This is a genomic window from Tianweitania aestuarii, from assembly GCF_018457165.1.
GTDB lineage: Bacteria > Pseudomonadota > Alphaproteobacteria > Rhizobiales > Rhizobiaceae > Tianweitania > Tianweitania aestuarii.
Map to the genome: position 1 here is coordinate 137,399 of NZ_JAFMNX010000005.1, position 24,218 is coordinate 161,616.

Consider the following 24,218-nt stretch of genomic DNA (forward strand, 5'->3'; position numbering starts at 1 on the left):
TTTATTCCGCTGCTATGGGATGGTGCGTGGCGTTGGGAATGATATCGCCATCGTGGATCGCTGCTTCTGCCCATTCCAGCGCTGCCGACCTTACATCAGCGATGGCGGTGATCTCGCTTTCGCCGTCGCCTGTGCAACCGGGCAGTGCCGGAATGGTTGCCAACCAACCGTTGCCTTCTTCAGCGTCGAGCGGTCTCAAAACAATTTCATAAGCGGCGGGATCAAAGATCGATCCGTCAGCCGTTACGAGTCGTCTGGCATTGTCGATCATGATCCGCCTGCCTTGTCCAGGAACTCAACCAGCATGACAATATAGATCGGCTTGATCGGTCAGCGAGCCGGTATCGTCAACCTTGCGCCTTCATGCGGATTGCCGATCTTGAAGTGCGATCCACTTGAAGGCTTTCTGCATTCCAAGCCGGCTTCACGGCAGGCTTTTTCAACATCACCGATCTGCCAATCCGCTTTCGGATTGGCGCGAATTCGCTCGATGGTTTTTCCCACCAGAGCATCAGCGCTTAGCCCAGTACCGCGTTGGCAGCGCTTTCCGGCAGTTCCTCGCCGAAGGCGCGCTGATAGAATTCGGCGACCACCGCGCGTTCCAGTTCATCGCACTTGTTGAGGAAGGTGAGGCGGAAGGCGAAGCCGACGTCGCCGAAGATTTCAGCATTTTCGGACCAGGTGATTACCGTACGGGGGCTCATCACGGTCGACAGATCGCCATTCATGAAGGCGGAGCGGGTCTGATCGGCAACGCGCACCATGCGGCTGACGATCTCGCGGCCCTTGTCGTTCTGGTAGTGCTTGGCCTTGGCCAGAACGATCGCGACTTCTTCGGCATGCGGCAGGTAGTTCAGCGTGGTGACGATCGACCAGCGGTCCATCTGCGCCTGGTTGATCTGCTGCGTGCCATGATAAAGGCCGGTGGTGTCGCCGAGGCCGACCGTGTTGGCGGTGGCAAACAGGCGGAAAGCCGGATGCGGGCGAATGACGCGGCTCTGGTCGAGCAGGGTGAGCCGGCCCGAGGCTTCCAGCACGCGCTGGATCACGAACATCACGTCCGGACGGCCGGCGTCGTATTCGTCGAACACCAGCGCGACATTATGCTGATAGGCCCAGGGCAGGATGCCGTCACGAAACTCGGTGACCTGCATGCCATCCTTCACCACGATCGCATCCTTGCCGACGAGATCGATGCGGCTGACATGGCTGTCGAGATTGACGCGGATACAGGGCCAGTTGAGGCGTGCGGCGACCTGCTCGATATGGGTCGACTTGCCGGTGCCGTGGTAGCCCGAGACCATCACGCGGCGATTGAAGGCAAAGCCCGACAGGATGGCCAGCGTGGTCTGCTGGTCGAACAGATAATCCGGATCGATATCCGGCACATGCTCGGTTCGAGTGGAATAAGCAGGCACCACCATCTGGGACTCGAAACCGAACGTGTCCTTCACCGACACGGTGGTATCCGGAAGATTGGCGCTGTCGCGGTCGAGCTTGTCCATCATGCCTCCAGGCGGGGCTCAGGTGATCCCCAAGCGCGCTCGCCGTCCTTCATCTCTTTCAATGCCGGTTTTTCTTAAACCAGCTTCTCCGTCGGTGGGAATTAAAAAACGCTGTGCCAGCCTATCTAAGGCGCTGGCGCAAGGTTGCCAGCCGCCGACACCACGCGCGCTTCAATCGCAATAACCGGCCTGCTTGAGCAGCTTGTAGGCCTGCAGAACTTCGCGCAGCGTGTCTTCGGAAGCGCGATCACCGTTATTGGAATCCGGGTGATGCTTCTTCACCAGCGCCTTGTAGCGCGCCTTGACCTCCTTGGAGGTGGCCTTCACCGTCAGGCCGAGCGTCGTCAACGCCTTGGCTTCCAGCGGCTTGGCCTTGCGCTCCTGCGGTGCCGTCGCGCCCGTTCCGAACACGTTATAGGGATCGCGCATCCGGTAGTAACCGGCGCGGCCCGAGCGCATCTGGGACACGTCGGGCGAAGAACTGGCCGCACCCGTTGCCGTTCCCATCTTCCAGGTCGGACGATGGCCGGTCATCGCTTCCTTCTGGAAACGCGCGACATCGCTGTCCGGCACGCCCGAGAAGTAGTTGAAGCTCTTGTTGTATTCGCGCACGTGATCGATGCAGAAGCGGAAATACTCGCCTTCACGCATGCGCCCGACCGGCGCGCGATGCGTGCCCGGCTGATTGCATCCGTCCCACTGGCAACACGGCGCCTGGGATTGGGTGGCGGCAGCAGCCTTCTTGTCCGGGCGGATGCGCAGTTTCTCGAAAGATTTCGAATAGTTCGTCATGGGTCGTCGTACTGTCTCCAAGCGCTGAAGTATGCGAGCTTCGCGCGACGATACAAGAATTGACATTTGCGATTTGTAGCCCAGAACCCTGCTTCGACATGCGCCGCAACGGAAAGCGCGCCGGGTCTGGATCAGACGCAGATATGGGAGCGATGAGGTTCGATGTCCATCCAAGAAAAGATCGAAAGCAAGCTTACGCAGGCGCTTCAGCCGGAGCGGCTCGCAGTTATCAACGAAAGCCACCTTCATGCCGGCCATCAGCCGAGCTTCAACGGTTCGGGCGAAACGCACTTTCGGGTGCGGGTCGTTTCAGCCAAATTCGACGGCCTGAGCCGGATCGAACGGCACCGGATGGTCAACGAGCTTCTGGAAAACGAGCTGGCGGTCGACAAGGTGCACGCCCTGGCGATCGAGCCCGCCGCACCGGGCGAGGCGACGCGCTGGTAGTCACCAAATCGTCTTGACGAAGGGATAGTCCAGGATCTTCGTGTCGGCGGTGAGCAGCGGCATGTCGAGCAGGCGTGCCGTTGCGACGATCAGTCTGTCTGCCGGATCGCGGTGAAACGGCTCCGGCAGACGGTTGGCCTCGACGGCGATGCGGTTGTCGATCGGGATGAAGTGCAGGAACATCATCGCTTCGACGCGAGATCGCCAAGCGGCGAAGCCTTCTTCCAGGGTGATGCGGTTTTGACTGTCCAGGAGCGCTACCTCCCACATCGTCATAGCGGAGACCTTCACCGCTGCTACCGCGCGTGCGCTCTCAAACAGTCCAGAAGCTGCTTCACTCACCCGATATGATTGACCTGTCGTCCACCAAAGCAGAACATGCGTGTCGATCAGGATCACTTGAGGGCTTCCCAATCCTCCTCGCCCACGGAATCGAAGGGCCGATCATATTTCGTCAGGCTACCCCGCAAACGCGCCAAGATAGCATCGTCGTGCCGACGCATCTCCTCGGTATAAGTCGAGGGGCGTTCAATCGTCTTCAACTCGAAGACGGTCTTCCCGCCCTCTGTCACCATGATGGTCTCACCATGGCGCTCAGCGGAATCGAGCAGTTCAGCCGTCCTGTCTTCGAAATCCTTGCGGGTGACGTGAATGGTCATGGCGCTCCATCCCTCAGCTTTCATCGCAAGGATAATACAGGCTGCGCCTATCTTCCAGCCAGTGCGTCCTGCAGGAAGGCGAGGACTTCGGAGGCGGGAACATCCCTTGCGATGAAGCTTTGGCCGATGCCGTGGGTGAGGATGAAGGTCAGGGCGCCGCGGGAGACTTTCTTGTCCTGCGCGATGAAGGCGAGGAGCTTTTCGGCGTCGGGCAGACCGCCTGGAACATCGGCGAGCGTGGTTGGCAGGCCGACCGCCTTGAGATGCGTTTCGACGCGAATGGCGTCGTCGGGGCTTGCCTGGTTGAGGCGGGCGGAGAAGCGGTGCGCCAAGGCCATGCCGATTGCAACGCCTTCGCCATGAACGAGGCGGGCGCTGTCATAGCCGGTGGCCGCTTCCAGCGCGTGGCCGAAGGTGTGGCCGAGGTTGAGCAGAGCGCGATTGCCGGTTTCGTACTCGTCGCGGGCAACCACATCGGCCTTGGCCTGGCAGGATGCGGCAATGGCTTCGCTGCGGGCCGAACCGCCTGAAAAGATGTCGCGCCAGTTGGCTTCCAGCCAGGCAAAGAAGTCTGGCTTGTCGATCAGGCCGTATTTGGCGACTTCGGCATAGCCGGCGCGGAATTCGCGCTCCGACAGCGTGTCGAGGGCGGAGGTGTCGGCCAGAACGAGGCGCGGCTGGTGAAACACGCCGACGAGGTTCTTGCCTTGCGCGGTGTTGATGCCAGTCTTGCCGCCGACGGAGGAATCAACCTGCGCCAGAAGCGAGGTCGGGATCTGGATGAACTGCATGCCGCGGCGCACGATGCCTGCCGCAAAGCCCGCGAGATCGCCGATCACGCCGCCGCCGAGCGCCACAACGGCATCGCCGCGTTCGAGCCGTGCATCGAGAATGGCGCCGACGGTTTGCTGCAGATGATCGAAGCTCTTGGTTTTTTCGCCGGCCGGCAGGATCAAGGCCGCATGGCCTATACCGGCTTCGTCCAGCGACGCCTGTAGCCGTGCGAGATGACCGGCGGCGGCAACGTTCTCGTCGGTGACGATCGCCACGCGGATGCCGGGCAGGCGCGCCTGGATCTCGGCGCCGGCACGGTCGATCAGTCCATCGCCGATCAGGATGTCATAGGTGCGGGTGTCGAGACCGACGGTGACGGTGCGGATCGAAGGGGAGATCATGATGCGGATGCGGTCCTGCGGGGCGCGAGGTCGAGAAAGCGGTCGAGCGCTTCGATCACTTCGCCGGTGATCACTTCACGCTTTTCGTCGCGGCTTTCGATGGTGAGATCGGACTGCGCGTAAGTGGGATAGCGATCGTCCATCAGCTTGGCCATCGTTGCGCGCGGATCGGCGGTCTTGAGCAGGGGCCGTGTCTGCCGCTTGGATACGCGCTCCATGAGAACGTCGAGATCGGCCTTCAGCCACACGGAAATGCCGTGTTCGGCCACAACCGCGCGCGTTTGTTCATTCATGAAAGCGCCGCCGCCGGTGGACACGATGCCGGCACCTTCGCGCACCAGACGCTCGATCACGCGATGTTCCAGAGCGCGGAATTCCGGCTCGCCGTAGCGCTCGAAGAGTTCCGGTACGGAAAGGCGCGAAACGGTTTCGATTTCATGGTCGCTGTCGACGAAGGGGAGGTCGAGCGCCTGCGCGACGCGACGGCCGATCGAGGTTTTTCCGGCGCCCATGAGGCCGACAAACACGATTGCGCGCGAGCCCAGCCGGCTGACGATCTGGTTGCGCAAAGGCGATTCGGCTAAAACAGTCATTTCGGCTCCTTGTTGCGGCGACAAGCACCGCAAAACGCCGATTGCGTCAAGCGCCGAAGGCGAACTCCCCCTCCTCTTGGAGGTCATGCAGCCTTGCCACGGGCGCAACCGCGGCGGATAAGGTCGAACTGACTCGGATCGATTAATCGAGGCTGCCTGTTTATGCCGACTTTGTTCCGGTTCGTGACCGTGATCGCCATCCTGGTTGCGCTTGTTTATGCGGCGATGTTTGCCTTGGCGACCTTCGTGTCGCCGCGGCAAACACAGATGGTGGTGCCGGTTCCGATCGATCAGCTCGACCGCAATGCCGTGTCGTCGCCAACCCCATGAAAGCGTGGTCATGACGGGAAACGGAGCCCGCATCGAGGCTTTTCTCGAGATGATGGTGGCCGAGCGCGGGGCCAGCGAAAACACGCTGCAATCCTATCGCCGCGACCTGGAAGATGCAGCCGACACGGTGGCGGGGCCGCTTCATGAAGCAACGCCGCCGCAGCTGCGCGCTTATCTGGCTTCACTGTCCGCACGCGGCTTTGCGGCGAGTTCCCAGGCCAGGCGGCTGTCGGCCTTGCGGCAGTTCTTCAAGTTTCTCCATGCCGAAGGCGTGCGAGCGGACGATCCCACTGGTACGCTCGACATGCCGCGCAAGGATCGTCCGCTGCCGGTGACGCTCAGCGAGGGAAATGTCGGTGTTCTGCTGGACCACGCCGAGCAGGAGGTCGGGGAAGCTGCTAGTGACGATGCGCGCTTCGATGCCTTGCGCATGCATGCGCTGATCGAGGTGCTTTATGCCACGGGCCTACGCGTTTCGGAGCTGGTGTCGCTCCCGGTCACGGTTGCCCGGCGCGACGAACGCTTCTTCTTCGTCAAGGGTAAGGGCAACAAGGAGCGGCTGGTGCCGCTGACGGCCAAGGCGCAGACGGCGATGAAGGCGTGGCTCGGTGCGCGGGCTGCAAAGCCGGCCTTCGCCGCAAGCCGCTTCCTGTTTCCGGCATCCTCGGAAAGCGGGCATCTGGCGCGGCAGGTTTTTGCCCGCGACCTCAAGGGACTGGCCGCGCGCGCCGGGTTAAACGCGTCCGATCTGTCGCCGCATGTGCTGCGTCATGCCTTTGCCAGCCACCTCTTGCAGAACGGTGCGGACCTTCGCGCGGTGCAGCAATTGCTGGGTCATGCCGACATTTCCACCACCCAGATCTATACGCATGTGCTGGAAAAGCGGCTGATCGCGCTGGTGAATGACCATCATCCGCTTGCCGACCAGGGCTGAGCGGGCTATTTGCCAGCCAAGCCCGGAACGGGTATTCCCTATTGTTTCCGTTTGACGGGCAGTGTTTTCAAGGTTTCCTGGGTTCCGAGGGTTCTGGCCAGCCGCATGTACAACTATCTCGATTTCGAAAAGCCGGTCGCCGACCTCGAAGGCAAGATCGTTGAACTCAAGAAAATGAGTGAGAACGGCGGCGCGGTTGATGTGGCGGACGAGATTTCGCGGCTGGAAAAGCGCTCGCGCGATGCCCTGCGCGATGCCTACAAGGCCCTGACCCCATGGCAGAAGGCGCAGGTTGCGCGCCATCCGGACCGTCCGCATTGCGTCGATTACATCGCCGAGCTGATGACCGATTACACGCCGCTGGCCGGCGATCGCGCCTTCGGCGAAGACAATGCCCTGCTGTGCGGCTTTGCCCGCTTCCGCGGTGAGCCCGTTGCGGTGATCGGCCAGGAAAAGGGCACCGATACCCAAAGCCGCCTCAAGCACAATTTCGGCATGGCGCGGCCCGAAGGCTATCGCAAGGCCGTGCGCATCATGGAAATGGCCGACAAGTTCGGTATTCCGCTGATTTCGCTGGTGGACACCGCCGGCGCTTATCCCGGCATCGGCGCAGAAGAACGCGGCCAGGCTGAAGCCATTGCGCGCTCCACATCGGCCTGCCTTGGTTTGCGCGTGCCCAATATTTCCGTGATCATCGGCGAAGGTGGTTCGGGCGGCGCGATTGCGATCGCGACGGCGAACAAGGTTTATATGCTGGAGCACTCGATCTATTCGGTAATCTCGCCGGAGGGCGCTGCTTCTATTCTGTGGCACGATTCCACGCGTGCCCGCGACGCGGCCACCAACATGAAGATCACCGCCCAGGACCTTCTGGAAATGAAGGTGATCGACGGCATCATCGCAGAACCGCTGGGCGGCGCGCATCGCGGACGCGAAGCGATCATGCAGGCGGCCGGCGAACAGATCGCAGCCGGTTTCCGCGAGCTTGCCGAAAGCACGCAGGATTATCGCGAGCATCGCCGCGACAAGTTCCTCGCCATCGGGCGCACGCTTTAAGCGGTCTTGGGCCGGCGTGGCATGCACTGCGGAGGGTGCCTGCCACAAAATTGCCGCTACGGTACGTTTCAAGCTGCCGGCATAGGGATTACCGAGGGGCGGCAATTTCCAGGGCTTGTTGTAATCTTTTGTAAGGGTTAACGGCTCTAGACTGCCATCTTCTCGGGGTGAAAAGCCCCTCGTTCGTGGTCACTGGAAACGTTCTGCCGCCATGCCGCTTCGCCTTCTTCGCGCCAGTCTGATCCTGTCCGCCGTCGTTCTCGCCGGCTGCAACGGATCGATCGACGACATCGCTCCCAAAGCGAACCAGGAGCTGTCGCCCAAGCTCATTTCCGACATGAAGACCAAGGGTATGGCGAAGACGTCGCCGATCATGGTCCGGATCTTCAAGGAAGAGGGCAAGCTCGAAGTCTGGAAGCAGAAGAATACGGGCCGCTATGACATGCTGGCCTCCTACGACATCTGCAAATGGTCGGGTAAGCTCGGACCGAAATATGTCGAAGGCGATCGCCAGGCGCCGGAAGGGTTCTATACCGTTCAGCCCGGCCAGATGAACCCGAACTCGTCTTTCTATCTGTCGTTCAACATCGGCTTTCCCAACGCCTATGACCGCGTTCACGGCCGCACCGGCCAGCATCTGATGGTGCATGGCGCGTGCTCGTCGTCGGGCTGTTATTCGATGACCGACGCGCAGGTCGCGCAGATCTATGCGCTGGCGCGCGAAGCCTTCAAGGGCGGCCAGACCTCGTTCCAGATCCAGGCCTTTCCGTTCCGCATGACGGCCGCCAACATGGCCCGCTACAAGGATGATCCGAACTACGCGTTCTGGACCATGCTGAAGGAAGGCTACGACCACTTCGAGATCACCAAGGTGCCGCCGAAGGTCGATGTCTGCGAAAAGCGCTATGTGTTCAACCAGCTATCCGATCAGCCGATGTCGGCAGCCGGCGCATGCCCGGCGACCGCGCAGCCAGAAGCCCTGCAGACCGCCTACCAGACCTACACCAAGACCTATCAGGCAGCGTTCAGCACGGCTGCGAACGGAGGTTCCAAGCTCGCCCCGATGTCGTCGATCGGCGGCCTGAAGGAAGCGGCTCTCGTTGCCGAATGGAGCAAGAAGCGGTCGCGCGGCGAACGTGTTCCAATGGAGCCGCCGTCGTTGAACCGCGACGGTTCGGTGACGCAGACCGAACGCATGGGCCGAATCGATTCGCCTGCCGGCCGCAAGATGGCGGCGCTCGAGGCCGAGAAGGAAGCCAAGGAAAAGGCCGCAGCCGCCGAAAAGGCGCAGGCCGTTGCTGCCGCACTTCCACCGGCAGCACCGGTGCCTGCCGCCGCGCAGGTGACGCCGATGGCCGTGTCGCCCGAAACCGGCGTCGCCGAGCCAAGTGCCGGCTTCCTGTCGGGTCTGCGCCGCCGCATGGCTTCAACCAACTGATCCGCGCAGGCGGTCGGCTTCCTTGAGCGTCGAAATCTATGATCTGCGCGGGCTGAACTGCCCGCTACCCGTTCTGCGCACCACCAAGCGTCTTGCGGGCATGGCATCCGGCGCGATCCTGGTAGTCGAGACCACCGATCCCCTGGCCAGCCTCGACATTCCCGCCTTTTGCCGGGACAAGGGGCACCAGCTCGTGTCCGTTGAGGCAACGGACAGCGGGCATCGCTTTACGATCGTGAAGGGCTGAGGCGGCTAACGGATCTTCAGATCTTCAGCCCGGCAATCGCGAGCGGGTTTTCCGTCATGGCGGCGCGGTCGGGGGTGTCGATTGACGGGCGGCTGGTGAGGGTGGCGAAGAGTTTGCGCACGTAGTCTTCCGGCACATCCTTGGTGATCAGCACCATGCGGGTTCCGCGCGGGCCTTCCGGCCATTGGGGCAGACGGGCCGGGGGATGCAGGATGGTCTGCACGCCGTGCAACACGAGCGGATGGGCCGGATCTTCGCTGAGCTCGATGATGCCCTTCATGCGAAGGAGGCGCTCGCCATAGCTGGCCTGCAGCAGGTCAACGAACATTTCCACCGCAGCACTCGGGATCGGACCCGGATGGGTCAGCGAAAAGGTGCGGATGCTGTCGTCGTGGTGATGGTGATGATGATGGTCGCCATGGTCATGACCGTGGTGGTCGTGGTCGTGATGATCATGGTGGTGCGCTTCTTCATGAGCGGCCTGGCCGAGCCAGCGCTGCACATCCACGCTCTTCGTTTCGGGGTCATAAAGCCCGCAAGACAAAAGCGCGACCAGATCGTCGTTGTTCGATGTTTGCCGAATATCGGCATTGGGATTGAGGGCCTTCAAGGCCGAACGCAGATCAGCGGTGGCTTGAGGGTCGGCGAGGTCGGTCTTGGTCAGAACCAGCCGATCGGCCACCGCCACCTGCTTCACCGCCTCGGGATGCGCATCGAGCGTGCGGGTGCCGTGCACGGCATCCACCGTCGTCACCACGCCGTCGAGCCGCAGCGTGCGCACGAGGATCGGATGCGCCATGAGAGCATGCAGAACCGGTGCGGGATCGGCCAGGCCGGTTGTCTCGATCACGATGCGCTTCATGGCGGCGATGCGGCCGTCGCGCAGGCGCTCCACGAGGTCGCTCAGTGTGTCCACCAGCTCGCCGCGCACGGTGCAGCAAAGACAGCCGCCCGCCAGTTCGATGATGCCGTCGGTCGCGCTTTCCACCAGCGCATGGTCGATCGAGACTTCGCCGAACTCGTTGACGATCACCGCCGTATCGGCAAGCTGCGGATCCTTGAGCAGGCGGTTGAGCAGCGTAGTTTTGCCCGAACCGAGAAAGCCGGTCAGGACGGAAACGGGAATGGGAAACACTGAACTCAGCCGCCTTGTTCAACCGCGCCGGCATTGGATGCCGTATCCGGCGCATAATCGGGCCGTGGGGTCGGGATCGGCACATCGGCATAGCGCGGCTGCGTCGACTTCGGACCCGTTGCGCCGCCGAGCGCCACGCTGACCACGACGCGCGGCCGGGTCATTTCGGTGATGAAGGGGGAGGGCACCAGCGGATTGCCTTCGGCGTCGCGGGTCTTGGCGATACGCTTTTGCGCTTCTTCGGTGCAGATCTCGGGACGCATGTTGCCGGGGGTGGTCAGGTCCTGGCCGCTGCGCGGAAGGTCTGCCAGCAGAGGGGCTCCGTCCGGCGACTTGCCGAAGCCTTCGGTCAGAAGCTCGGCGGTGCGGTAATCGCGCGCATCGGGCGACACGGCGCCGAGCACGACCGCCATGATCTGCCGGTTGTTGCGTGTCGCACTTGCCACCACGTTGAAGCCGGCCGGACAGGTGTAACCGGTCTTCATGCCGTCCGCACCTTCATAGCGGCCGATCAAGCCGTTGTGGTTGGGGATCACCTGATCGCCGGCAGCAATCGCCTCGATGTCGAAGTAATCGGCATATTGCGGGAAGTCGCGACGCAGCGCTGTGGCCAGAACCGCGATGTCGTGCGCGCTGGTGTAATGGTTGTCGTCATGAAGGCCGTGCGCGTTCATGAAATGCGAGCCGTTCATGCCCAGACGCGCCGCTTCCTTGTTCATGCGCTCGGCAAAGCCTGCAACCGAGCCGCCGACATTTTCGGCGAGTGCCGTGGTCACGTCATTGGCCGACTTCACCATCATGATCTTCAGCGCATTGTCCACCGACAGCACGGAGCCTTCCGGATAGCCCATCTTGCTCGGCGGTTCCCTTGTCGCCTTTTTGCTGATCTCGATCGGCGACAAAAGCGTGATCTCGCCGGCCTGAATGGCGCGGAAGGTCACGTAAACCGACATCAGCTTGGTGAGGGATGCCGGATACCAGCGCTTATAGGCGTCTTCCTGCTCGAGAACCTTGCCTGTGGCGGTGTCCACCACGATCGACGGGCCGGCCGCGGCCTGGCCATGAAGCGCGGTCAGCAAACCTGCGGAAAGAAGCGCGGCAAACAGCTTTCTGGTCAAAGATCCGGGTCCGTGCCTTGGGAAGTTGCGGAGACTATACAGCGAGGTTTGGCAGGAATCCAAACGCTGAGTGCCGTTAAAACGTCATCTTGGCTTCAAGAAGGCAAGGCCGGCCCGGCCAAGGCGCGGATGCCAAGCCTCGCTTGACCGCGCTCACGCGCAAGCTATAGCCTTCAGGCTTGTTTATCGGAGTGCCTTTTCATGCCTATCCTCAATCGTGCCGCCGAACTGCAGGACGAGGTCACGGGCTGGCGCCGGACGCTTCATGCGCGGCCCGAACTGATGTTCGATCTGCATGAAACGGCGGCCTTCGTGGAAGGCAAGCTTCGGGAATTCGGCTGCGACACGGTTGAAACCGGCTTTGCGAAAACCGGCGTGGTGGCCCTGATCAAGGGGCGGCTGGGCGATGGTCCGACGCTTGGCCTGCGCTCCGACATGGACGCGCTGCCGCTGACCGAGATCACCGGCGCGCCATACGCATCAGAAACGCCGGGCGCGATGCATGCCTGCGGCCATGACGGCCACACGGCCATGCTTCTGGGCGCCGCCAAATATCTCGCCGAAACCCGCAACTTCGCAGGCACCGTCGCCGTGATCTTCCAGCCCGCCGAAGAAGGCGGCGGTGGCGGGCGCGTGATGGTGGAAGAAGGCATCATGGAGCGCTTCAACATCGAGACGGTCTATGGCATGCACAACAAGCCCGGTCTGCCGGTTGGCCAATTCGCGATCCGGCCAGGCCCGATCATGGCGGCAACGGCCGAGTTCACGATCACGATCAAGGGCCGCGGCGGCCATGCGGCCATGCCGTATCGCACGATCGATCCGATCGTGATCGGCAGCCAGCTCGTGCAGGCGCTGCAGACTTTCGTGTCGCGCAACACCGATCCGATCGATTCCGCCGTTCTGTCCGTCACCAAGTTCCATGGCGGCGATGCCTACAACATCATCCCCGAACAGGTGGAACTGGCCGGCACGGTGCGCACGCTTCGCACCGAAGTGGCCGCCTATGCACGCGACCGGATCGTGGCGATCTGCGAAGGCTTAGGCGCGGCCAACGATGCGACCATCGATGTGGACTACCATTTCAACTATCCCGTGACCTTCAACCACGCCGAACAAGCGCAGTTCGCCGGCGAAACGGCGATCGCGATTGCCGGCGCAGACGGCGTCGACCTCGCCGTCGACCCGATGATGGCCGGCGAAGACTTCTCCTACATGCTGGAAAAGCGCCCGGGCGCCTTCATCTTCGTGGGCAACGGCGACAGCGCCGGTCTCCACAACCCCGCCTACGACTTCAACGACGAAGCGATCCCGTATGGCATCAGCTATTGGGTCAGGCTTGCCGAAACGGCGCTTGGCAAAAGGACCTAGGCGCTCACGCTTCGTTTCATCCACGCACGACCATGCTTGCCTGTTCTTGGCCGAACAGGCTATGAAACGCCGGAGTGGTCCCGTAGCTCAGTAGGATAGAGCGACAGATTCCTAATCTGTAGGTCGCTGGTTCGATCCCAGCCGGGATCACCAAATTTCTCTTATATTATCAGGCGCTTGAAGGTTGAAGTTGGGTGCTGAGCCCCTGCTCATCCAATCCAATTTGTTACCCCTAAGTACCTGCAATTCCTTGCGATTACGGGCTTTGCCAGCTAGTCCATGCAACATATATGCGACATGAGAGCAGTCTGCTGCCCTATTTCCGACGAGGCTGAAGTTCAACAGCCTTAATCCCATCCAGTGGGTGTTATGTTGATCGGGGGAAATATAGTTGCAACATGTTGCAACCAAAAGATGTTGACGCTTCGTATATACAAGTATTACTGGGGAGCTCCCGCAGCAACTAGTAATTACGGAGCGTTACCATGAATACCGATTTACCCAATGACAACACGCGTGATGTCTCAGACCTCGTTTGGGGTCTTGATGAAATAAGTCATCTACTTGGTAGAACTAGGCGTCAAACGCACTTCCTCCTCATCGGAGGGCACATCCCACCTGCTAGGAAGCTTGGAGGCAGATGGGTAGTGTCGAAGCGTGCACTTACAGCGTTTTTTCAAAACGTGTGTTGATACCAGCCATGACGATGTCAGAAACCGATGATTACGACGGCCCCACGTCGAGCGCTCTAGGGTCTGCTGAGTGGATAGTGTGCCCAGAAGCAGACTTTTTTAACCGGTTATGTCCCGTGCCTATAGATCGTTCGGCCCAGATAAGAGGGCTTTCTCACGACCAGACTGTGAGAATAAGAAAAGCTTTCAGGAGCGGCTACAACACTCTTCAGCAGCGCTGGCGTTCAAAGGCGTTTTTTGCTGCTAAAGAATTGACCAAAGGAGAGAATGTAGTCTGGCAGGCAATCAGCTTGAAAACGCTTCGCTTCAACAAGTTCTTCGAGAAGATACCTCGCAGGCTTTTCGTTGAAGGGCAACGTAACTCCCAAGGCGATCTCTATGAGGATTTATGTGGCGATGCTCTTCTGCCAGAAACTGGGCTTGATGATAGTGGTCTTAGTAAGGCGTTAAGGAGACTGATGGCGCGAGGCGACTGGATAGAGCGGTTCGAGAGTGATCGGCATCCGTTATACGGGACATCTACGGTCTACTCAGTCGTGATGCTGAACGAGATCGTTGATGTCATGTCTGGGGAAGCTGCCGGACTTTTAGGAAACAACAGCATTCTCACTTCCTCGGTCATAGAGCAGATTTCCAATCAAGCCGAACGTTTGCGGCAACGGGCAAGGGTATCGGGCTAGCTCGCCCGTTTGCAGGGACGGATGGCATACCGTCCGTAGATACGGGGAGGCGGAACGTCTCTGGAGACGGCTTGGTCCCCGTACACATGAACGGAACCAAACAGAGAAACAAAAACATAAAAGATCAAAGCTCTAAAACCCTACCGCTTCGCGGGGGACTGTTGGTCCGGAAGGCTTCCGGAAGAGGTTCGCACAGGTTTTCGAGCACCGTCTCTGGAGACGGTGTGAAGCACAAGCCGAGTTCGACGCCGTCGATTAAAAGGGTGTCCAACCCAGTTTTCTGGCGAATGCGAAGTTTCGCGTGCTTTGGATTGAATTTTGCCGCCTCACTCCTAAGCGTTCAGCTTTACGCGTATCGGGTTCTTAACTCTTTGGTATAGGGTGCTCACGTTTTGGTGTCGCAGTTGAACGCTTAGAGCAAAGCTCTGTTCTGTGATGGCGGGGTCGACCCACCGTCGTGAGCACCACACCGCAACGAAGTACCTATCGCCGTAACCACTGATGTTGGTTTTTCCTTGATATGTTCCGACCTGCAAGGTGCCTCTCTCTCGGACACTTGAGCCAATATCTGTAGGGCAGACAAATTTGTCCGCAAATTCCGGTGGTTTGCCTTCGTTCGCTTCCCACTTTCTAAACCGATCAAAGACCTCCTCTTGGCTTGTCCCTCTAAGAAGACGCCAACCCATAGCAACCCCGAGATAATCGGCCCTTGTGTGACGAGTTGGAGGATCGAAGGCCAGCACAACTTTGATCTCCCTGACGCCTTTCACGGTTTGGAACTCCGAAGGTATTGGCACTTCGTAGACCCCAAAATGATCCAGCTTGATACTATCCTCAGCAAAAAGAACAACACGATTGTCGTCAGACGTGGCCGCCTCAATAGCGCTCGCCAATCCATTGCCATAAGGAATTGACAGGTCAGCTTCTTTAAGCGGGTTCGTTCTGTCCGCATAAGCTTTGGGAACGCGTGCGGAAGTTGCTAGAAGCGCCCTCAAAAGATTAGCAGATGCATTCGGAAACTCGGAAAGCAGAAGAGCAGCTTTATAGGCTAAGTTTGGAGCGGAAAATGATGTCCCTGAGCGGGACCTGAATGCCTTTTCAAGTGGTTTGTGATGAAAACTCCATACCCCAGCAGCGGGTTTCTGATCGCCGTTTACCAATGCTTGGGTAGGGCCGTTCCAGACTGCTGTCCCTCCGAAATCAACGAAATCGGGTTTTACCATCCTGCGGATGCCGGGTCCGCATCTAGTGAACGGTGATGGTTCCTCCTTGCTGCAAATCGGTCGTACTCCTACGACGTCTTTGTCATCATCATCTAAGCCGTTCGAATGCGCAATTGCCCCTACTGATAGTAAATTTACGCCAATCGCAGGGGCGATAAGCCGGGACGCGGGATCAAGAAGAAGATGAGGATAGGCTTCGAGTATTTTGTCGCTGTAGGTCGTTGTAAGATCGCTGCGATTACCTGCCGAGACCACCAATAGGATGTCTAATTCGCGAGCCAACGTGTCCAACGTTGCCGTCCAAGGGTCCACCCTTGCGCCATCGTAGACCTGCTTAGCGTCTCCAAGCGAAATGTTGATGATCCGGCATCCAAACTCGTCATGAAGTCGACGAATGGATCTTTCCATGATCTCAGGTACTGACATTTCCTTAGGAAACTTGCCACCTGCTGTAGTCACTCGCGCACTTACGATCCAGAACTCTGCGTCGAAGTTTTTCGCTTGAACCCGAGCAGATATGTCGCCGAAAGCCGCGATAGAAGCCACCGAGGTCCCGTGCCCTCCCTCGTCATCGGTCCCTAAACTAGCTACCACGCTGAACGCGCCAGCCTCAGTTGGAGCCAAGAGCTTATGACCAAAGTTCACTCCACTATCTATGACACCTATCTTTACTGCGTCTGCGAGTGGAGCTTTGCCAGCCTCAAAGTCTGGTAGGGTTTCATTGTCTAAGTCGCTGGACCCAAGATCGGGCTCGGGCGGGAAATTTGCTAAAGCGACTTCTGGTAGTCCTAACGCTTGCTTCACGCCCCGACCGTCACTGGACGCGCGTACAAGTAGTAGGTGTTTTCCAGAATACGTGCTGTTAATTTCTCCGCCTACACTCTTGATCACTTTCTCAAGCCGATAGATGAACATGTCGGCTTCCAATTGCGTGGCAGGCTTATGAAGCTCGAAATCGAGCGTAAAGGCCTCATTATCGAGAAATGCTTCAAGACTTGTGAAGCCATGGCTTTTGAGTGTTGGTCCTAGCCGATCTATTGGCTCCACAAGGGAAACTTCGTCGATTGCTGCTATCAATTGTGCATAAGGAGGCCCTTTCTGCCCGGGCGGAACAACTCCCCGATAGGCATCGACCTTTTGGTGGAAGGAGGACAGGGACTTATCGTCAGCAAAGAGGACGGTAGTTTTATCGCCGTCAACAGATAGAACGCTCAAGCCAAGCTTCTTCCAGTCATCGTCGGTGAGCGCACCAGCAACTTTGATTTTAAGGATGAGGGATGGGTCCACACCATCGATAGTGGGCAGCTTCTGGAACTCTGATTGAGTTTCAGAGATTTCGGCCTTGATACGGGAACCGTGTTGCGTTGGCTGTCTCTCAATCCCCCCCGGAAACCCATTCTTCCGCCTTAGTAGTTCACCTTCAACGCGTTTTAGAGGCAAGTGTGAATAAGCTGCCATGGCCCGCCAAGCTGATCACTTTCAGCGCTGTATGTTGTCGCGAATGAGAATTCTTCTTTTCTCATCACGCAATGAAGCAGAAAATGTGTCATCGCTCAAGGTAGACTTCCGCTTCATTATCTCCCGTCGGATGGCGCTCATACAAACCCGCTCAATCTCTGCGAAAGACATACCCTCCAGATCTGAAAGGTACTTCTCAAAGTCGATGCCGACTTCAAAGTTACGCGTTTTTATCTGCAACAAGCGTAGTATTTGACGCCCAGTCGGAGACTTGAAGAACACAACCTCATCAAAACGACGCCAAATAGCGGTATCGATTGACCGTTCCAAATTAGTTGCAGCGATAACGATGCCTCGTCCTTCGAACTCCTCGATCAGCATGAGCAAACTATTGACTACTCGTCGGATTTCGCTGTGCTCTGAAGCATCGGTTCGCGTTCGGCCGAGCGCATCAAATTCATCGAGAAACAAGATGGTAGGGGTGGTTGCTGCTGCCTCAAAAAGCTGGCGAAGATTGCTCGCGGTCTCGCCCAAATAGGTTGTGATGATACTATCTAGCCGGGCTACCACCAGCGGCAGGTGAAGTTCCGTCGCAAGCACTTCAGCGCAGAGCGTCTTCCCGCATCCCGGTGGACCACAAAATAGAAGCTTCGATCTCGGCTTGAGCCCAAACCTTCGAAGGTCGTCTCCACGTTTAAACTCCTCCGCAACCTCAGCAAGTATCCGGTAAGCGTCAGCGTCGAGAACTATGTCACTGGCGCTGTGGGTCGGTTCTATGTAGCGGAATAGATCAGCGCCGTTGCTGTTTTTTCGCGTCAAAGCGGCAAGTTTCGAGGACTGCTTGCTCACTCTAGATGCCGCGCTTTTTGGCATGTTAGATCGAATTTTCTTCTCTTCTGAAAGCGACGCGAACATCGATTGTTCATCGTCGTTATCTTCACTGAGACGACTTGCGAAGGCAAACCTTCTTACGTCAGCTTTCATAGCCACTATCCTACCGGACGATGATGAGCGTGGGACATAGCACGCTGAACGTAAAAGACATAAAATCGCCTTCCATCTTAGCCGGCGCGCCTTTTCAGATAGGCTTCCGCCTTCTTCGTCGCCAGTCAGTAAACGGCGTCGCTCATCGCAGAAGTTGCCCGCAGTGATCAGCTATAGATCGAACGTTTTCCACTCATCAACCAACGCGGAGCGAGCGTAGCGCATCTTGGCTCTCATTCTTATCACAAAGGCTTGCCCCAGCGAGACAAGCTTCATGCACTTAGGTCCTGTCTCGCTGAAGTTATCTGTTGCCTTTTGAGGCAGGTGCCTCATGGTCTCTAGAGTTCTTTTGAGACAGGTGCACACATGCTGGTGGGATACGCCCGGACATCTACAGCAGAGCAGTCGGCAGGGCTCGAAGCGCAGAAGCGTGATCTTGGCGGTGCAACCGGGTGCACCAAGCTTTTCGTCGAGCAGGTCTCGTCGGTCGGAGAGCGACAGCAGCTTCAAGCAGCGTTGGACTTCGTCCGTGAAGGCGACACTCTGGTGGTAACCCGGCTTGACCGGCTTGCGCGGTCGACTTCGCACCTTCTCTCGATTGTTGAAGAACTGGACGGAAAGGGTGTAGCGCTTCGCATTCTCGATTTCGGCGGGGGTGAGGTCGATACGAAGTCACCATCAGGCCGCATGCTTTTGACCGTTTTCGGTGCAATGGCGGAGTTCGAGCGCGGTGTAATGCTTCTCCGGCAGCGTGAAGGGATCGCAGCAGCGAAAGCGGCCGGCAAGTACAAAGGTCGTGCTCCCACCGCGAGAGCCAAGAGCCAATCCGTCTTAGAGATGCGAGCCGCCGGGCTAGGAGCAAGCGAGATTGCGAGAACCCTCGGCATGGGGCGCGCGTCCGTCTATCGCATCTTGAGCCAGTCAGCTTGACCATATCTTTCCTCCGGAACCCACATCGAACTGCTGAAGGCCTCCACTGTGACTACTTTACGCTGTCAGCAGCGTAGTGCGTCGCCGTTCCCTATGTTTGACACCAGCAACTAAGTGGCTCAAAAAGACCTCGGCGCTGTACGTCAGCGCTGGGGCGTGGAAACCCCAATGGTTCGGTTGATGCCATCCGAAATGGCTCACTTCCTTGACCTTCGAGGTCCGGGAGCTTGCGACTATGTCCAAGCTCTCCGGAGCCAAAGGTCGTAGGGCCGTAACCATTCGGTTTCCAACTCCCGGATCAGGGGATCAAGGGCACGCTCGGCGGGGACGCACCGCTAGCACAGCCCTCGCAGTTGGACACAATGATCGTAATCCTCTTGCTTATCATCGTTCTTGTTATCGCTTGGCCGCTGATCACAGTGATGCTGGGCGGCGTTTTCTGGATGGTGGCGGCGAATTGGGAACTGATGCTTGCCATCTCAGCAGCTTCCATCGGCTACCTAATGTTTCTGAGCCGCATGGCCACGAAGCACAACCTGAAGCTTTTCGGTAAAATGGGAGAACCTCTCGACCCAACAAAGCCGGCGGGACGTGCAGTGCCGAGGAGCCCCGAGACAAGGCTGCCGCCACCCTTTGCTGACCGTCACCGCGAACCGGAGAAGCGCATTCGGCGCTTCGACGAACGCTAGGGCATGATGGATGGAAACCCTTTTTGCGCATCTGGCGACCCGGTTCGCGCCGTCGCCGGAAAACATCGCTATCGAGGCGCTCGGCTTCATCCTGTCGCGCTCGCCTGCGGCCAGAGCAGCCTTCAAGGCGCTCGTTAGCATTGGCGGGGTGCCGATGCCCTCCGATCTCTCCTTTGCCACTCAGGCAGCCTCTGATGACCTAGCTCGGCCTGACATCGAAGGCTACGCACCAGACGGCAAGCGGCACTGCGTGGTGGAATGTAAGTTTTTCGCCGGGTTGACGATCAACCAGCCACTCACCTATGCGGCGCGGCTGCCGACTGACGAACGCGGCACCTTGTTGTTCGTGGTTCCAGCCGCGCGGATGACCTCGCTTTGGGCGGAACTGACTAAGCGCCTACAAGCCGGTGGTTATGAGGTTGCACTGCGCAGGGTTCACCAGCCCGAACTTTGGCATGCTTCGTTCGGCAAGGAGCATTCCTTTGTTCTTACAAGCTGGCGAGCCGTACTAACGGCAATCCTCCGAGAGATGGAAGTCGCCCAAGAGACGGAAAGGCTCGACGATGTACGTCAGCTTGTCGGCCTCTGTGAGCGTATGGATGAAGAAAGCTTCCTGCCTCTGCGCAGCGAGGAACTGACTGCGGCCGACACACCTTTGCGCTACATCCAGCTTGGACAAATCGCATTCGATATTGGCGCTGCACTGATCGCTGAAGGCGTATGCAGCGTGGACAAGCTCAAGGCTTCCGCCGGTCTCGGCTACTCGGGCCGCTACCTTCGTCACCGCGACATTGTCTTTTTTCTTGCGTTCGATTGCGCAGCTTGGGCGACGCACAAGCTGTCACCGCTCTGGATGCGCTTCGATCAGTACTCGCCGCCGGTCGTTGTGGACGTTCTGCGCAGTGTGAAGGCCTTCGCCGAAGAATTTCCTGTCATTGTCGAGAAGGACCGGCGCGTGTTGATCCCGATCACCATCACGCCGGGTATGGAGCGGCCGGACATCGTTGCTGCTTGCGCTGATCAAATCACCGCTATCCTAACCCGCCTCGGTGCACTTGTTGCACCGTCACTTCCCGGCGAGCCCGAGCCAGTGTTCGAATGAAGGGGCTGCGCAAATGGGCGTGGAAGGAACTGCCCGTCTACAACGGCTTCTCCCATGAGGAGCGCGTCCGTGGCTGGCAAGTGATCAATTTCCTCATGGAAAACAGGTTGGTCGCAAGGCCGGCCGTTTGCTGCATCTCCGGCCGTACTGATCGCGTCACACTGCACTCAGAGACGTACTATCATTGGACGCCTTACGCGCTGAACCAGAGCATCCACCTTGCCCTGCATCGGCGTTTCCGCAGCCCTGATCACTGGCGGGCCATTGTTGATCGATACGCGATCACAGGCGAGGAGTGGTTCGCACGGCTTTCCTATGCCCCGGTCGATGTCGCGGCGCAGCTAAGGGCCAATTATGGCCCCCAGATCGTGGACATCTTCAGCCGCGCTTCGGAAGGCTTCGGTCTCAGCATTCCCCGGCCCACAGGACAGGACACGTAGCGGGCGCACCCTCTATAGCGGGCCTTGTCGACATCAACGACGATGTAAAGCCGTACAATGGCTGTTTTGGCTTCGAAGCCCCTTCAACGCTAATCATCGGCGTAGACGCAGGCTTTAAGGAGGTACGCCGCCCTCGACCGGCCGGCACTATTAAGTTGGAGAACCAGCGCCTTCTATCGAGCGTGCAACAAGTTGCATCGAATGCAATTTCGGCGAGAAAACAGAGTTTTGCTAAAAGCTAGGTCTCGGTAGTCTTGACGGCTTCAACGCTTCATCATCAAGGATAGTGGACGCGTTGCCTACATTTGTAGGTTGAGTGGCATATTATGGAGATCAGGATAGATATTTGCTTTTATGGCTTGAGATAATTCTCGATTGTTGAATAAAGCAAGGTAGCAGTATTTCGATCGCGGGTGCTTGGGTGTCAGTACGTCGACGCATTTGGACAACCAAGGGTGTGGAAAAGAGCGCTTGGATAGTCGATTACTCGGACGTTCAAGGTAAGCGTCGGCAGAAAAGTTTCCGTCTCAAAAAGGAGGCAGAGAAATTTGCATTAACGGCCGGCTTTGAGGTGTGAGAAGGTACGCATGTAGCAGACAGTGCTAGCGTAACCGTCGAGGCAGCCGGGAAACTTTGGATTAAGAGGGCTGAGGGACGCGTCGAGCGTGGGACGCTTATCCAGTATAAGCAGCACCTCGACTTGCACATAGTGCCGCTTATCGGTTCGACTTTGTTGTCCCGGCTGACGGTGCCGGTGGTTAGGGATTTTGAAGACAAGCTGCGCGACCGGGGGCGGTCGCCGTCCATGGTGCGCAAGGTGCTAGTGACCCTCGGCTCGCTTGTGGGAGATGCGCAAGAGAGGGGTCTCGTCGTGCGCAATACTGTTCGTGAGAAGAGTAGGGTTCGACACAGGGGTGCCGATAGACGAATGGACAGGCGGGTCAAAGGCAAGTTGAAAATTGGTATCGATATACCCGCCCCGGCGGAAATGAAGGCGTTAATTGCGGCTTTGGAAGGCCGCTGGCGACCATTGCTGCTGACCGCGATCTTTACCGGTCTTCGGGCATCCGAAATACGAGGTCTGCGCTGGCAAGATGTCGATCTTGATCGACGGGAGATCAATGTGCGTCAGCGTGCTGATCGGTTTAATGACATCGGTAAGCCCAAGTCAGAAGCAGGTGAGCGTACCGTACCTTTGTCACCCCTCGCGGCGAATGCGTTGCGGGAGTGGCGATTGTCGTGCCCACGGCCAAGTACAACCAAGAGAAATGAGGGAGAAAAGCCTATAGTCGATCCGCTACGGCCTGAGCATTTTGTGTTTCCCAACGGGCAGGGCAGGGTTGAAAGCCTATCGAACATTATGCAGCGCGGGTTTCTTCCAACGCAGATAAAAGCTGGCCTCACGAGAGATACCGGGAAAGTGGACAAGAATGGTGCGGCAGTTCTGGCAGCCAAGTACACCGGCTTCCATTCGCTCCGGCACTTTTACGCATCTTGGTGCATCAATCGCCGTGAGGATGGTGGCCTCGGCTTGCCCCCCAAGTCAGTGCAAGAACGCCTTGGTCATTCGACCATAGCGTTAACGATGGACACATATTCGCATTTGTTCCCGCGTAACGACGATGCCGAGGAACTCGCCGCTGCTGAGCGGGCTCTGCTATCGTGAGTGCAACATGCGTGCGACATATCCCTAGGAGCCGGGCTGTACTTGGGTTGCGCGCAGCTTCCTAATCTGTAGGTCACAGGTTCGATTCCTGTCGGGATCACCATCGGCATCAGGCGGTTGCGTGGTGGTCGATGGGTTCTTGAGCCGCCTTGTCGCGGCCGGTGGTTTGATCAGGTCTGCGGTGCTTCACATCGCTGGCTGAGTGTTGGATCGACGGATCTTTGCACGCCCTATGCAGCCTTCATCGGTGTTTCTACAAAACTTGGCGGCGACACAGCGAAGGGTTAACCGGTGTCGCTTTTACTGGCGCGTGGCTTACATGAGGAAGCCCGTGCCTTAAGGACATGTTGCGTGGATAACGCATCGATTCACTTCACAGATGCTTTGGTCAACATAACCTGTGGCGTGACCTGCCTGTTCTTGTGGCTGAACCAGCGCAAGGATGTTTCTCTCGGCTACTGGGCCGTCGGGCTTGTGCTTTACGGGGCGATCAGCTCGTTGTTTCCCTTTGCGCCGGCAACGCCGGTTTGGAACGGTGCAGGCTTTTCCCTCCTGAATCTGGCCAGCATCCTGTTGTGGGCCGGATTTCGCGCCTTCGACGGCAGGGCTCCGTTCAACCGCTATCTGCTCGCTTGTCCGGCAGCGCCATTCGTCACCTGCCTGCTGGTCGGCATCGTTTCGAACAACTGGATGCTGGCGGAGCGGTGTACGCTGATTGTTTACAGCGCGATCGCCATGGCGCAGATCGCTTATGTCTTCCAAGGACGTATTGGCCTGTTCGGGCCGCGAAGCATTTCGGCCTATGTCGTCTTCCTGAACGTGCTTTGTCTTCTGGTTGTCAGCCTTTTTCAGGGTGTCTGGTTCTCCGAAGAAGCCGGGAACACGGCGTTCCTGCTGAGCGATCACATCGTGACGATCATCTTCACCCTTGCGGTGATCGCCATGGTGGGCGAGCGCCATTATCTGACGGTGCTGCATACGGCCCATCGCGACATGCTGACCGGCGTTCTCAATCGTCTCGGTTTTGCCGAAGCCTTGGCCAAGGGCGCCGATGCGAACGCAATCCTTCTTTGCGATCTCGACCACTTCAAGGACATCAACGATCATTACGGGCACGATGTGGGGGACGAGGTTCTTCGCGATTTCGCAAACCGCATGCGAAGGGTTGTCGAACCCGCAGACCTGATCACGCGGCTGGGTGGCGAAGAGTTCCTGGTTGCAAGTGCCGCGCCCTCCTTGAACAAGGCTCTGGCGCTCGCCGAAACGCTGCGCCTGGCAGCCAAGGCACAGGCCGTGCCTGTTGGCGCGCATGCCATTCCCTTCACGATCAGCATCGGCGTTGCTATGCGGCGCGAACAGGAAGACCTCAACGAAGCCATCAAGCGGGCGGATGTCGCGCTGTACCAGGCGAAATCAGCGGGGCGCGACCGTGTTTCGGCTGAAAGTCTCGCTTCGGGCCACGCGTCACAGCCTGCGCAACCATCGTTCATCAGACCGGTTTCGATCGCGTCCAAATAGGTGGAAGGGCGCGGCAGAGGCCTTTGACGGGCCGGC

General features: G+C 58.5%; 25 protein-coding genes, 1 tRNA gene and 1 pseudogene. 16 read left to right on the top strand and 11 right to left on the bottom strand.

The genetic code is table 11. The features are described 5' to 3' along the window. Nucleotide 1: 1 nt before the first annotated feature. The 3 genes from JYU29_RS16705 to JYU29_RS16715 all read right to left on the bottom strand — a co-directional run bounded on the left by JYU29_RS16705 (nt 2) and on the right by JYU29_RS16715 (nt 2,297). Nucleotides 2-271 carry a type II toxin-antitoxin system HicB family antitoxin gene (locus tag JYU29_RS16705; protein ID WP_213985992.1) on the bottom strand — a complete coding sequence of 90 codons (270 nt, stop codon included), beginning with the start codon at nt 269-271 and terminating at the stop codon, nt 2-4. Nucleotides 272-518: 247 nt separating this feature from the next. Next, complete coding sequence (cobS, locus tag JYU29_RS16710) at nt 519-1,505, bottom strand: cobaltochelatase subunit CobS (protein ID WP_213986086.1); 987 nt, start codon at nt 1,503-1,505, stop codon at nt 519-521. 171 nt (nt 1,506-1,676) lie between these two features. Then, nucleotides 1,677-2,297: a J domain-containing protein gene (locus JYU29_RS16715; RefSeq protein WP_213985993.1), complete on the bottom strand. Its 621-nt coding sequence runs from the start codon at nt 2,295-2,297 to the stop codon at nt 1,677-1,679. A 162-nt stretch (nt 2,298-2,459) separates the two neighbouring features. On the opposite strand from JYU29_RS16715, the gene JYU29_RS16720 reads away from it, so the two are divergent. Then, nucleotides 2,460-2,744 (top strand): BolA family protein, encoded by a 285-nt coding sequence (locus JYU29_RS16720; RefSeq protein WP_213985994.1) that lies wholly within the window; start codon nt 2,460-2,462, stop codon nt 2,742-2,744. Here JYU29_RS16720 and JYU29_RS16725 read toward each other — a convergent pair whose 3' ends face one another. The 4 genes from JYU29_RS16725 to JYU29_RS16740 are packed head-to-tail and all read right to left on the bottom strand — an operon-like array spanning nt 2,745 to nt 5,171. Then, nucleotides 2,745-3,143, bottom strand: a complete 399-nt coding sequence (locus JYU29_RS16725) for a type II toxin-antitoxin system VapC family toxin (RefSeq protein WP_213985995.1) — start codon at nt 3,141-3,143, stop codon at nt 2,745-2,747. After that, the gene (locus JYU29_RS16730; RefSeq protein ID WP_213985996.1) at nt 3,140-3,403 is read right to left on the bottom strand and encodes a type II toxin-antitoxin system Phd/YefM family antitoxin; all 264 of its coding nucleotides are present in this window, start codon (nt 3,401-3,403) and stop codon (nt 3,140-3,142) included. Before JYU29_RS16730 ends, JYU29_RS16725 begins: the two co-directional genes overlap by 4 nt. A gap of 47 nt (nt 3,404-3,450) precedes the next feature. Continuing rightward, a complete protein-coding gene (gene aroB / locus JYU29_RS16735) occupies nt 3,451-4,578 on the bottom strand; it encodes a 3-dehydroquinate synthase (RefSeq protein WP_213985998.1) in 1,128 nt (375 codons plus the stop codon). Beyond that, nucleotides 4,575-5,171 (bottom strand): shikimate kinase, encoded by a 597-nt coding sequence (locus tag JYU29_RS16740; protein WP_213985999.1) that lies wholly within the window; start codon nt 5,169-5,171, stop codon nt 4,575-4,577. The genes aroB and JYU29_RS16740 overlap by 4 nt, the downstream gene beginning before the upstream one ends. Nucleotides 5,172-5,333: 162 nt before the next feature. Between JYU29_RS16740 and JYU29_RS16745 the strand changes: the two genes are divergently transcribed. From JYU29_RS16745 to JYU29_RS16765, 5 genes are all read left to right on the top strand, one after another. Further along, nucleotides 5,334-5,501, top strand: coding sequence for a hypothetical protein (locus JYU29_RS16745; protein ID WP_213986000.1), 168 nt, complete (start codon nt 5,334-5,336; stop codon nt 5,499-5,501). A gap of 10 nt (nt 5,502-5,511) precedes the next feature. After that, a complete protein-coding gene (locus JYU29_RS16750) occupies nt 5,512-6,435 on the top strand; it encodes a site-specific tyrosine recombinase XerD (RefSeq protein ID WP_213986001.1) in 924 nt (307 codons plus the stop codon). A 105-nt stretch (nt 6,436-6,540) separates the two neighbouring features. Beyond that, a complete protein-coding gene (locus JYU29_RS16755) occupies nt 6,541-7,491 on the top strand; it encodes an acetyl-CoA carboxylase carboxyltransferase subunit alpha (protein ID WP_213986087.1) in 951 nt (316 codons plus the stop codon). A gap of 211 nt (nt 7,492-7,702) precedes the next feature. Next, complete coding sequence (locus JYU29_RS16760) at nt 7,703-8,929, top strand: L,D-transpeptidase family protein (protein ID WP_250157534.1); 1,227 nt, start codon at nt 7,703-7,705, stop codon at nt 8,927-8,929. A 22-nt stretch (nt 8,930-8,951) separates the two neighbouring features. Further along, on the top strand, nt 8,952-9,176 hold the full coding sequence (locus tag JYU29_RS16765; RefSeq protein ID WP_213986002.1) for a sulfurtransferase TusA family protein: 225 nt from the start codon (nt 8,952-8,954) through the stop codon (nt 9,174-9,176). A gap of 16 nt (nt 9,177-9,192) precedes the next feature. Here the strand turns inward: JYU29_RS16765 and JYU29_RS16770 are convergent, their stop codons facing one another. Both JYU29_RS16770 and JYU29_RS16775 read right to left on the bottom strand, forming a co-directional pair. Next, nucleotides 9,193-10,320 carry a CobW family GTP-binding protein gene (locus JYU29_RS16770; RefSeq protein WP_213986088.1) on the bottom strand — a complete coding sequence of 376 codons (1,128 nt, stop codon included), beginning with the start codon at nt 10,318-10,320 and terminating at the stop codon, nt 9,193-9,195. Continuing rightward, entirely contained in the window at nt 10,317-11,429 is a 1,113-nt protein-coding gene (locus JYU29_RS16775) for a D-alanyl-D-alanine carboxypeptidase family protein (RefSeq protein WP_250157535.1), read from the bottom strand. Before JYU29_RS16775 ends, JYU29_RS16770 begins: the two co-directional genes overlap by 4 nt. A gap of 201 nt (nt 11,430-11,630) precedes the next feature. Between JYU29_RS16775 and JYU29_RS16780 the strand changes: the two genes are divergently transcribed. The 4 genes from JYU29_RS16780 (at nt 11,631) to JYU29_RS16790 (ending at nt 14,172) form a co-directional block, all read left to right on the top strand. Then, a complete protein-coding gene (locus tag JYU29_RS16780) occupies nt 11,631-12,800 on the top strand; it encodes a M20 aminoacylase family protein (RefSeq protein ID WP_213986003.1) in 1,170 nt (389 codons plus the stop codon). A 76-nt stretch (nt 12,801-12,876) separates the two neighbouring features. Next, nucleotides 12,877-12,953, top strand: a tRNA-Arg gene (locus tag JYU29_RS16785). A 332-nt stretch (nt 12,954-13,285) separates the two neighbouring features. Further along, entirely contained in the window at nt 13,286-13,492 is a 207-nt protein-coding gene (locus tag JYU29_RS18480) for a helix-turn-helix domain-containing protein (RefSeq protein WP_347879916.1), read from the top strand. Further along, the gene (locus JYU29_RS16790; protein ID WP_213986004.1) at nt 13,441-14,172 is read left to right on the top strand and encodes a hypothetical protein; all 732 of its coding nucleotides are present in this window, start codon (nt 13,441-13,443) and stop codon (nt 14,170-14,172) included. The genes JYU29_RS18480 and JYU29_RS16790 overlap by 52 nt, the downstream gene beginning before the upstream one ends. Nucleotides 14,173-14,504: 332 nt before the next feature. On the opposite strand, the gene JYU29_RS16795 is transcribed toward JYU29_RS16790, so the two are convergent. Both JYU29_RS16795 and JYU29_RS16800 read right to left on the bottom strand, forming a co-directional pair. Further along, nucleotides 14,505-16,853, bottom strand: coding sequence for a S8 family peptidase (locus JYU29_RS16795; protein WP_213986005.1), 2,349 nt, complete (start codon nt 16,851-16,853; stop codon nt 14,505-14,507). A 21-nt stretch (nt 16,854-16,874) separates the two neighbouring features. Then, nucleotides 16,875-17,837, bottom strand: a complete 963-nt coding sequence (locus JYU29_RS16800) for an AAA family ATPase (protein WP_250157536.1) — start codon at nt 17,835-17,837, stop codon at nt 16,875-16,877. Nucleotides 17,838-18,203: 366 nt separating this feature from the next. Here JYU29_RS16800 and JYU29_RS16805 point away from each other — a divergent pair, with 366 nt between their 5' ends. The 6 genes and pseudogenes from JYU29_RS16805 to JYU29_RS18485 all read left to right on the top strand — a co-directional run bounded on the left by JYU29_RS16805 (nt 18,204) and on the right by JYU29_RS18485 (nt 24,182). Beyond that, nucleotides 18,204-18,767, top strand: a complete 564-nt coding sequence (locus tag JYU29_RS16805; protein ID WP_213986006.1) for a recombinase family protein — start codon at nt 18,204-18,206, stop codon at nt 18,765-18,767. 362 nt (nt 18,768-19,129) lie between these two features. Then, complete coding sequence (locus JYU29_RS16810) at nt 19,130-19,456, top strand: hypothetical protein (RefSeq protein WP_213986007.1); 327 nt, start codon at nt 19,130-19,132, stop codon at nt 19,454-19,456. A gap of 277 nt (nt 19,457-19,733) precedes the next feature. Further along, on the top strand, nt 19,734-20,558 hold the full coding sequence (locus JYU29_RS16815) for a hypothetical protein (protein ID WP_213986008.1): 825 nt from the start codon (nt 19,734-19,736) through the stop codon (nt 20,556-20,558). After that, the gene (locus tag JYU29_RS16820; protein WP_213986009.1) at nt 20,555-20,998 is read left to right on the top strand and encodes a hypothetical protein; all 444 of its coding nucleotides are present in this window, start codon (nt 20,555-20,557) and stop codon (nt 20,996-20,998) included. Before JYU29_RS16815 ends, JYU29_RS16820 begins: the two co-directional genes overlap by 4 nt. Nucleotides 20,999-21,419: 421 nt before the next feature. Beyond that, a pseudogene (locus JYU29_RS16825) lies at nt 21,420-22,664 on the top strand (tyrosine-type recombinase/integrase). A gap of 351 nt (nt 22,665-23,015) precedes the next feature. Then, complete coding sequence (locus JYU29_RS18485) at nt 23,016-24,182, top strand: GGDEF domain-containing protein (RefSeq protein ID WP_213986010.1); 1,167 nt, start codon at nt 23,016-23,018, stop codon at nt 24,180-24,182. Nucleotides 24,183-24,218: the final 36 nt, after the last annotated feature.

What these genes read in the sequence shown, in the direction of transcription:
- JYU29_RS16745 (WP_213986000.1), top strand. Translation starts at nt 5,334, where the DNA reads ATGCCGACTTTGTTCCGGTTCGTGACCGTGATCGCCATCCTGGTTGCG.
- JYU29_RS16805 (WP_213986006.1), top strand. Translation starts at nt 18,204, where the DNA reads ATGCTGGTGGGATACGCCCGGACATCTACAGCAGAGCAGTCGGCAGGG.
- cobS (WP_213986086.1), bottom strand. Translation starts at nt 1,505, where the DNA reads ATGGACAAGCTCGACCGCGACAGCGCCAATCTTCCGGATACCACCGTG.
- JYU29_RS16755 (WP_213986087.1), top strand. Translation starts at nt 6,541, where the DNA reads ATGTACAACTATCTCGATTTCGAAAAGCCGGTCGCCGACCTCGAAGGC.
- JYU29_RS16720 (WP_213985994.1), top strand. Translation starts at nt 2,460, where the DNA reads ATGTCCATCCAAGAAAAGATCGAAAGCAAGCTTACGCAGGCGCTTCAG.
- JYU29_RS16730 (WP_213985996.1), bottom strand. Translation starts at nt 3,403, where the DNA reads ATGACCATTCACGTCACCCGCAAGGATTTCGAAGACAGGACGGCTGAA.
- JYU29_RS16800 (WP_250157536.1), bottom strand. Translation starts at nt 17,837, where the DNA reads ATGAAAGCTGACGTAAGAAGGTTTGCCTTCGCAAGTCGTCTCAGTGAA.
- JYU29_RS16760 (WP_250157534.1), top strand. Translation starts at nt 7,703, where the DNA reads ATGCCGCTTCGCCTTCTTCGCGCCAGTCTGATCCTGTCCGCCGTCGTT.
- JYU29_RS16790 (WP_213986004.1), top strand. Translation starts at nt 13,441, where the DNA reads ATGGGTAGTGTCGAAGCGTGCACTTACAGCGTTTTTTCAAAACGTGTG.
- JYU29_RS16705 (WP_213985992.1), bottom strand. Translation starts at nt 271, where the DNA reads ATGATCGACAATGCCAGACGACTCGTAACGGCTGACGGATCGATCTTT.
- JYU29_RS16780 (WP_213986003.1), top strand. Translation starts at nt 11,631, where the DNA reads ATGCCTATCCTCAATCGTGCCGCCGAACTGCAGGACGAGGTCACGGGC.
- aroB (WP_213985998.1), bottom strand. Translation starts at nt 4,578, where the DNA reads ATGATCTCCCCTTCGATCCGCACCGTCACCGTCGGTCTCGACACCCGC.
- JYU29_RS16740 (WP_213985999.1), bottom strand. Translation starts at nt 5,171, where the DNA reads ATGACTGTTTTAGCCGAATCGCCTTTGCGCAACCAGATCGTCAGCCGG.
- JYU29_RS16820 (WP_213986009.1), top strand. Translation starts at nt 20,555, where the DNA reads ATGAAGGGGCTGCGCAAATGGGCGTGGAAGGAACTGCCCGTCTACAAC.
- JYU29_RS16810 (WP_213986007.1), top strand. Translation starts at nt 19,130, where the DNA reads ATGATCGTAATCCTCTTGCTTATCATCGTTCTTGTTATCGCTTGGCCG.
- JYU29_RS18480 (WP_347879916.1), top strand. Translation starts at nt 13,286, where the DNA reads ATGAATACCGATTTACCCAATGACAACACGCGTGATGTCTCAGACCTC.
- JYU29_RS16795 (WP_213986005.1), bottom strand. Translation starts at nt 16,853, where the DNA reads ATGGCAGCTTATTCACACTTGCCTCTAAAACGCGTTGAAGGTGAACTA.
- JYU29_RS16750 (WP_213986001.1), top strand. Translation starts at nt 5,512, where the DNA reads ATGACGGGAAACGGAGCCCGCATCGAGGCTTTTCTCGAGATGATGGTG.
- JYU29_RS16715 (WP_213985993.1), bottom strand. Translation starts at nt 2,297, where the DNA reads ATGACGAACTATTCGAAATCTTTCGAGAAACTGCGCATCCGCCCGGAC.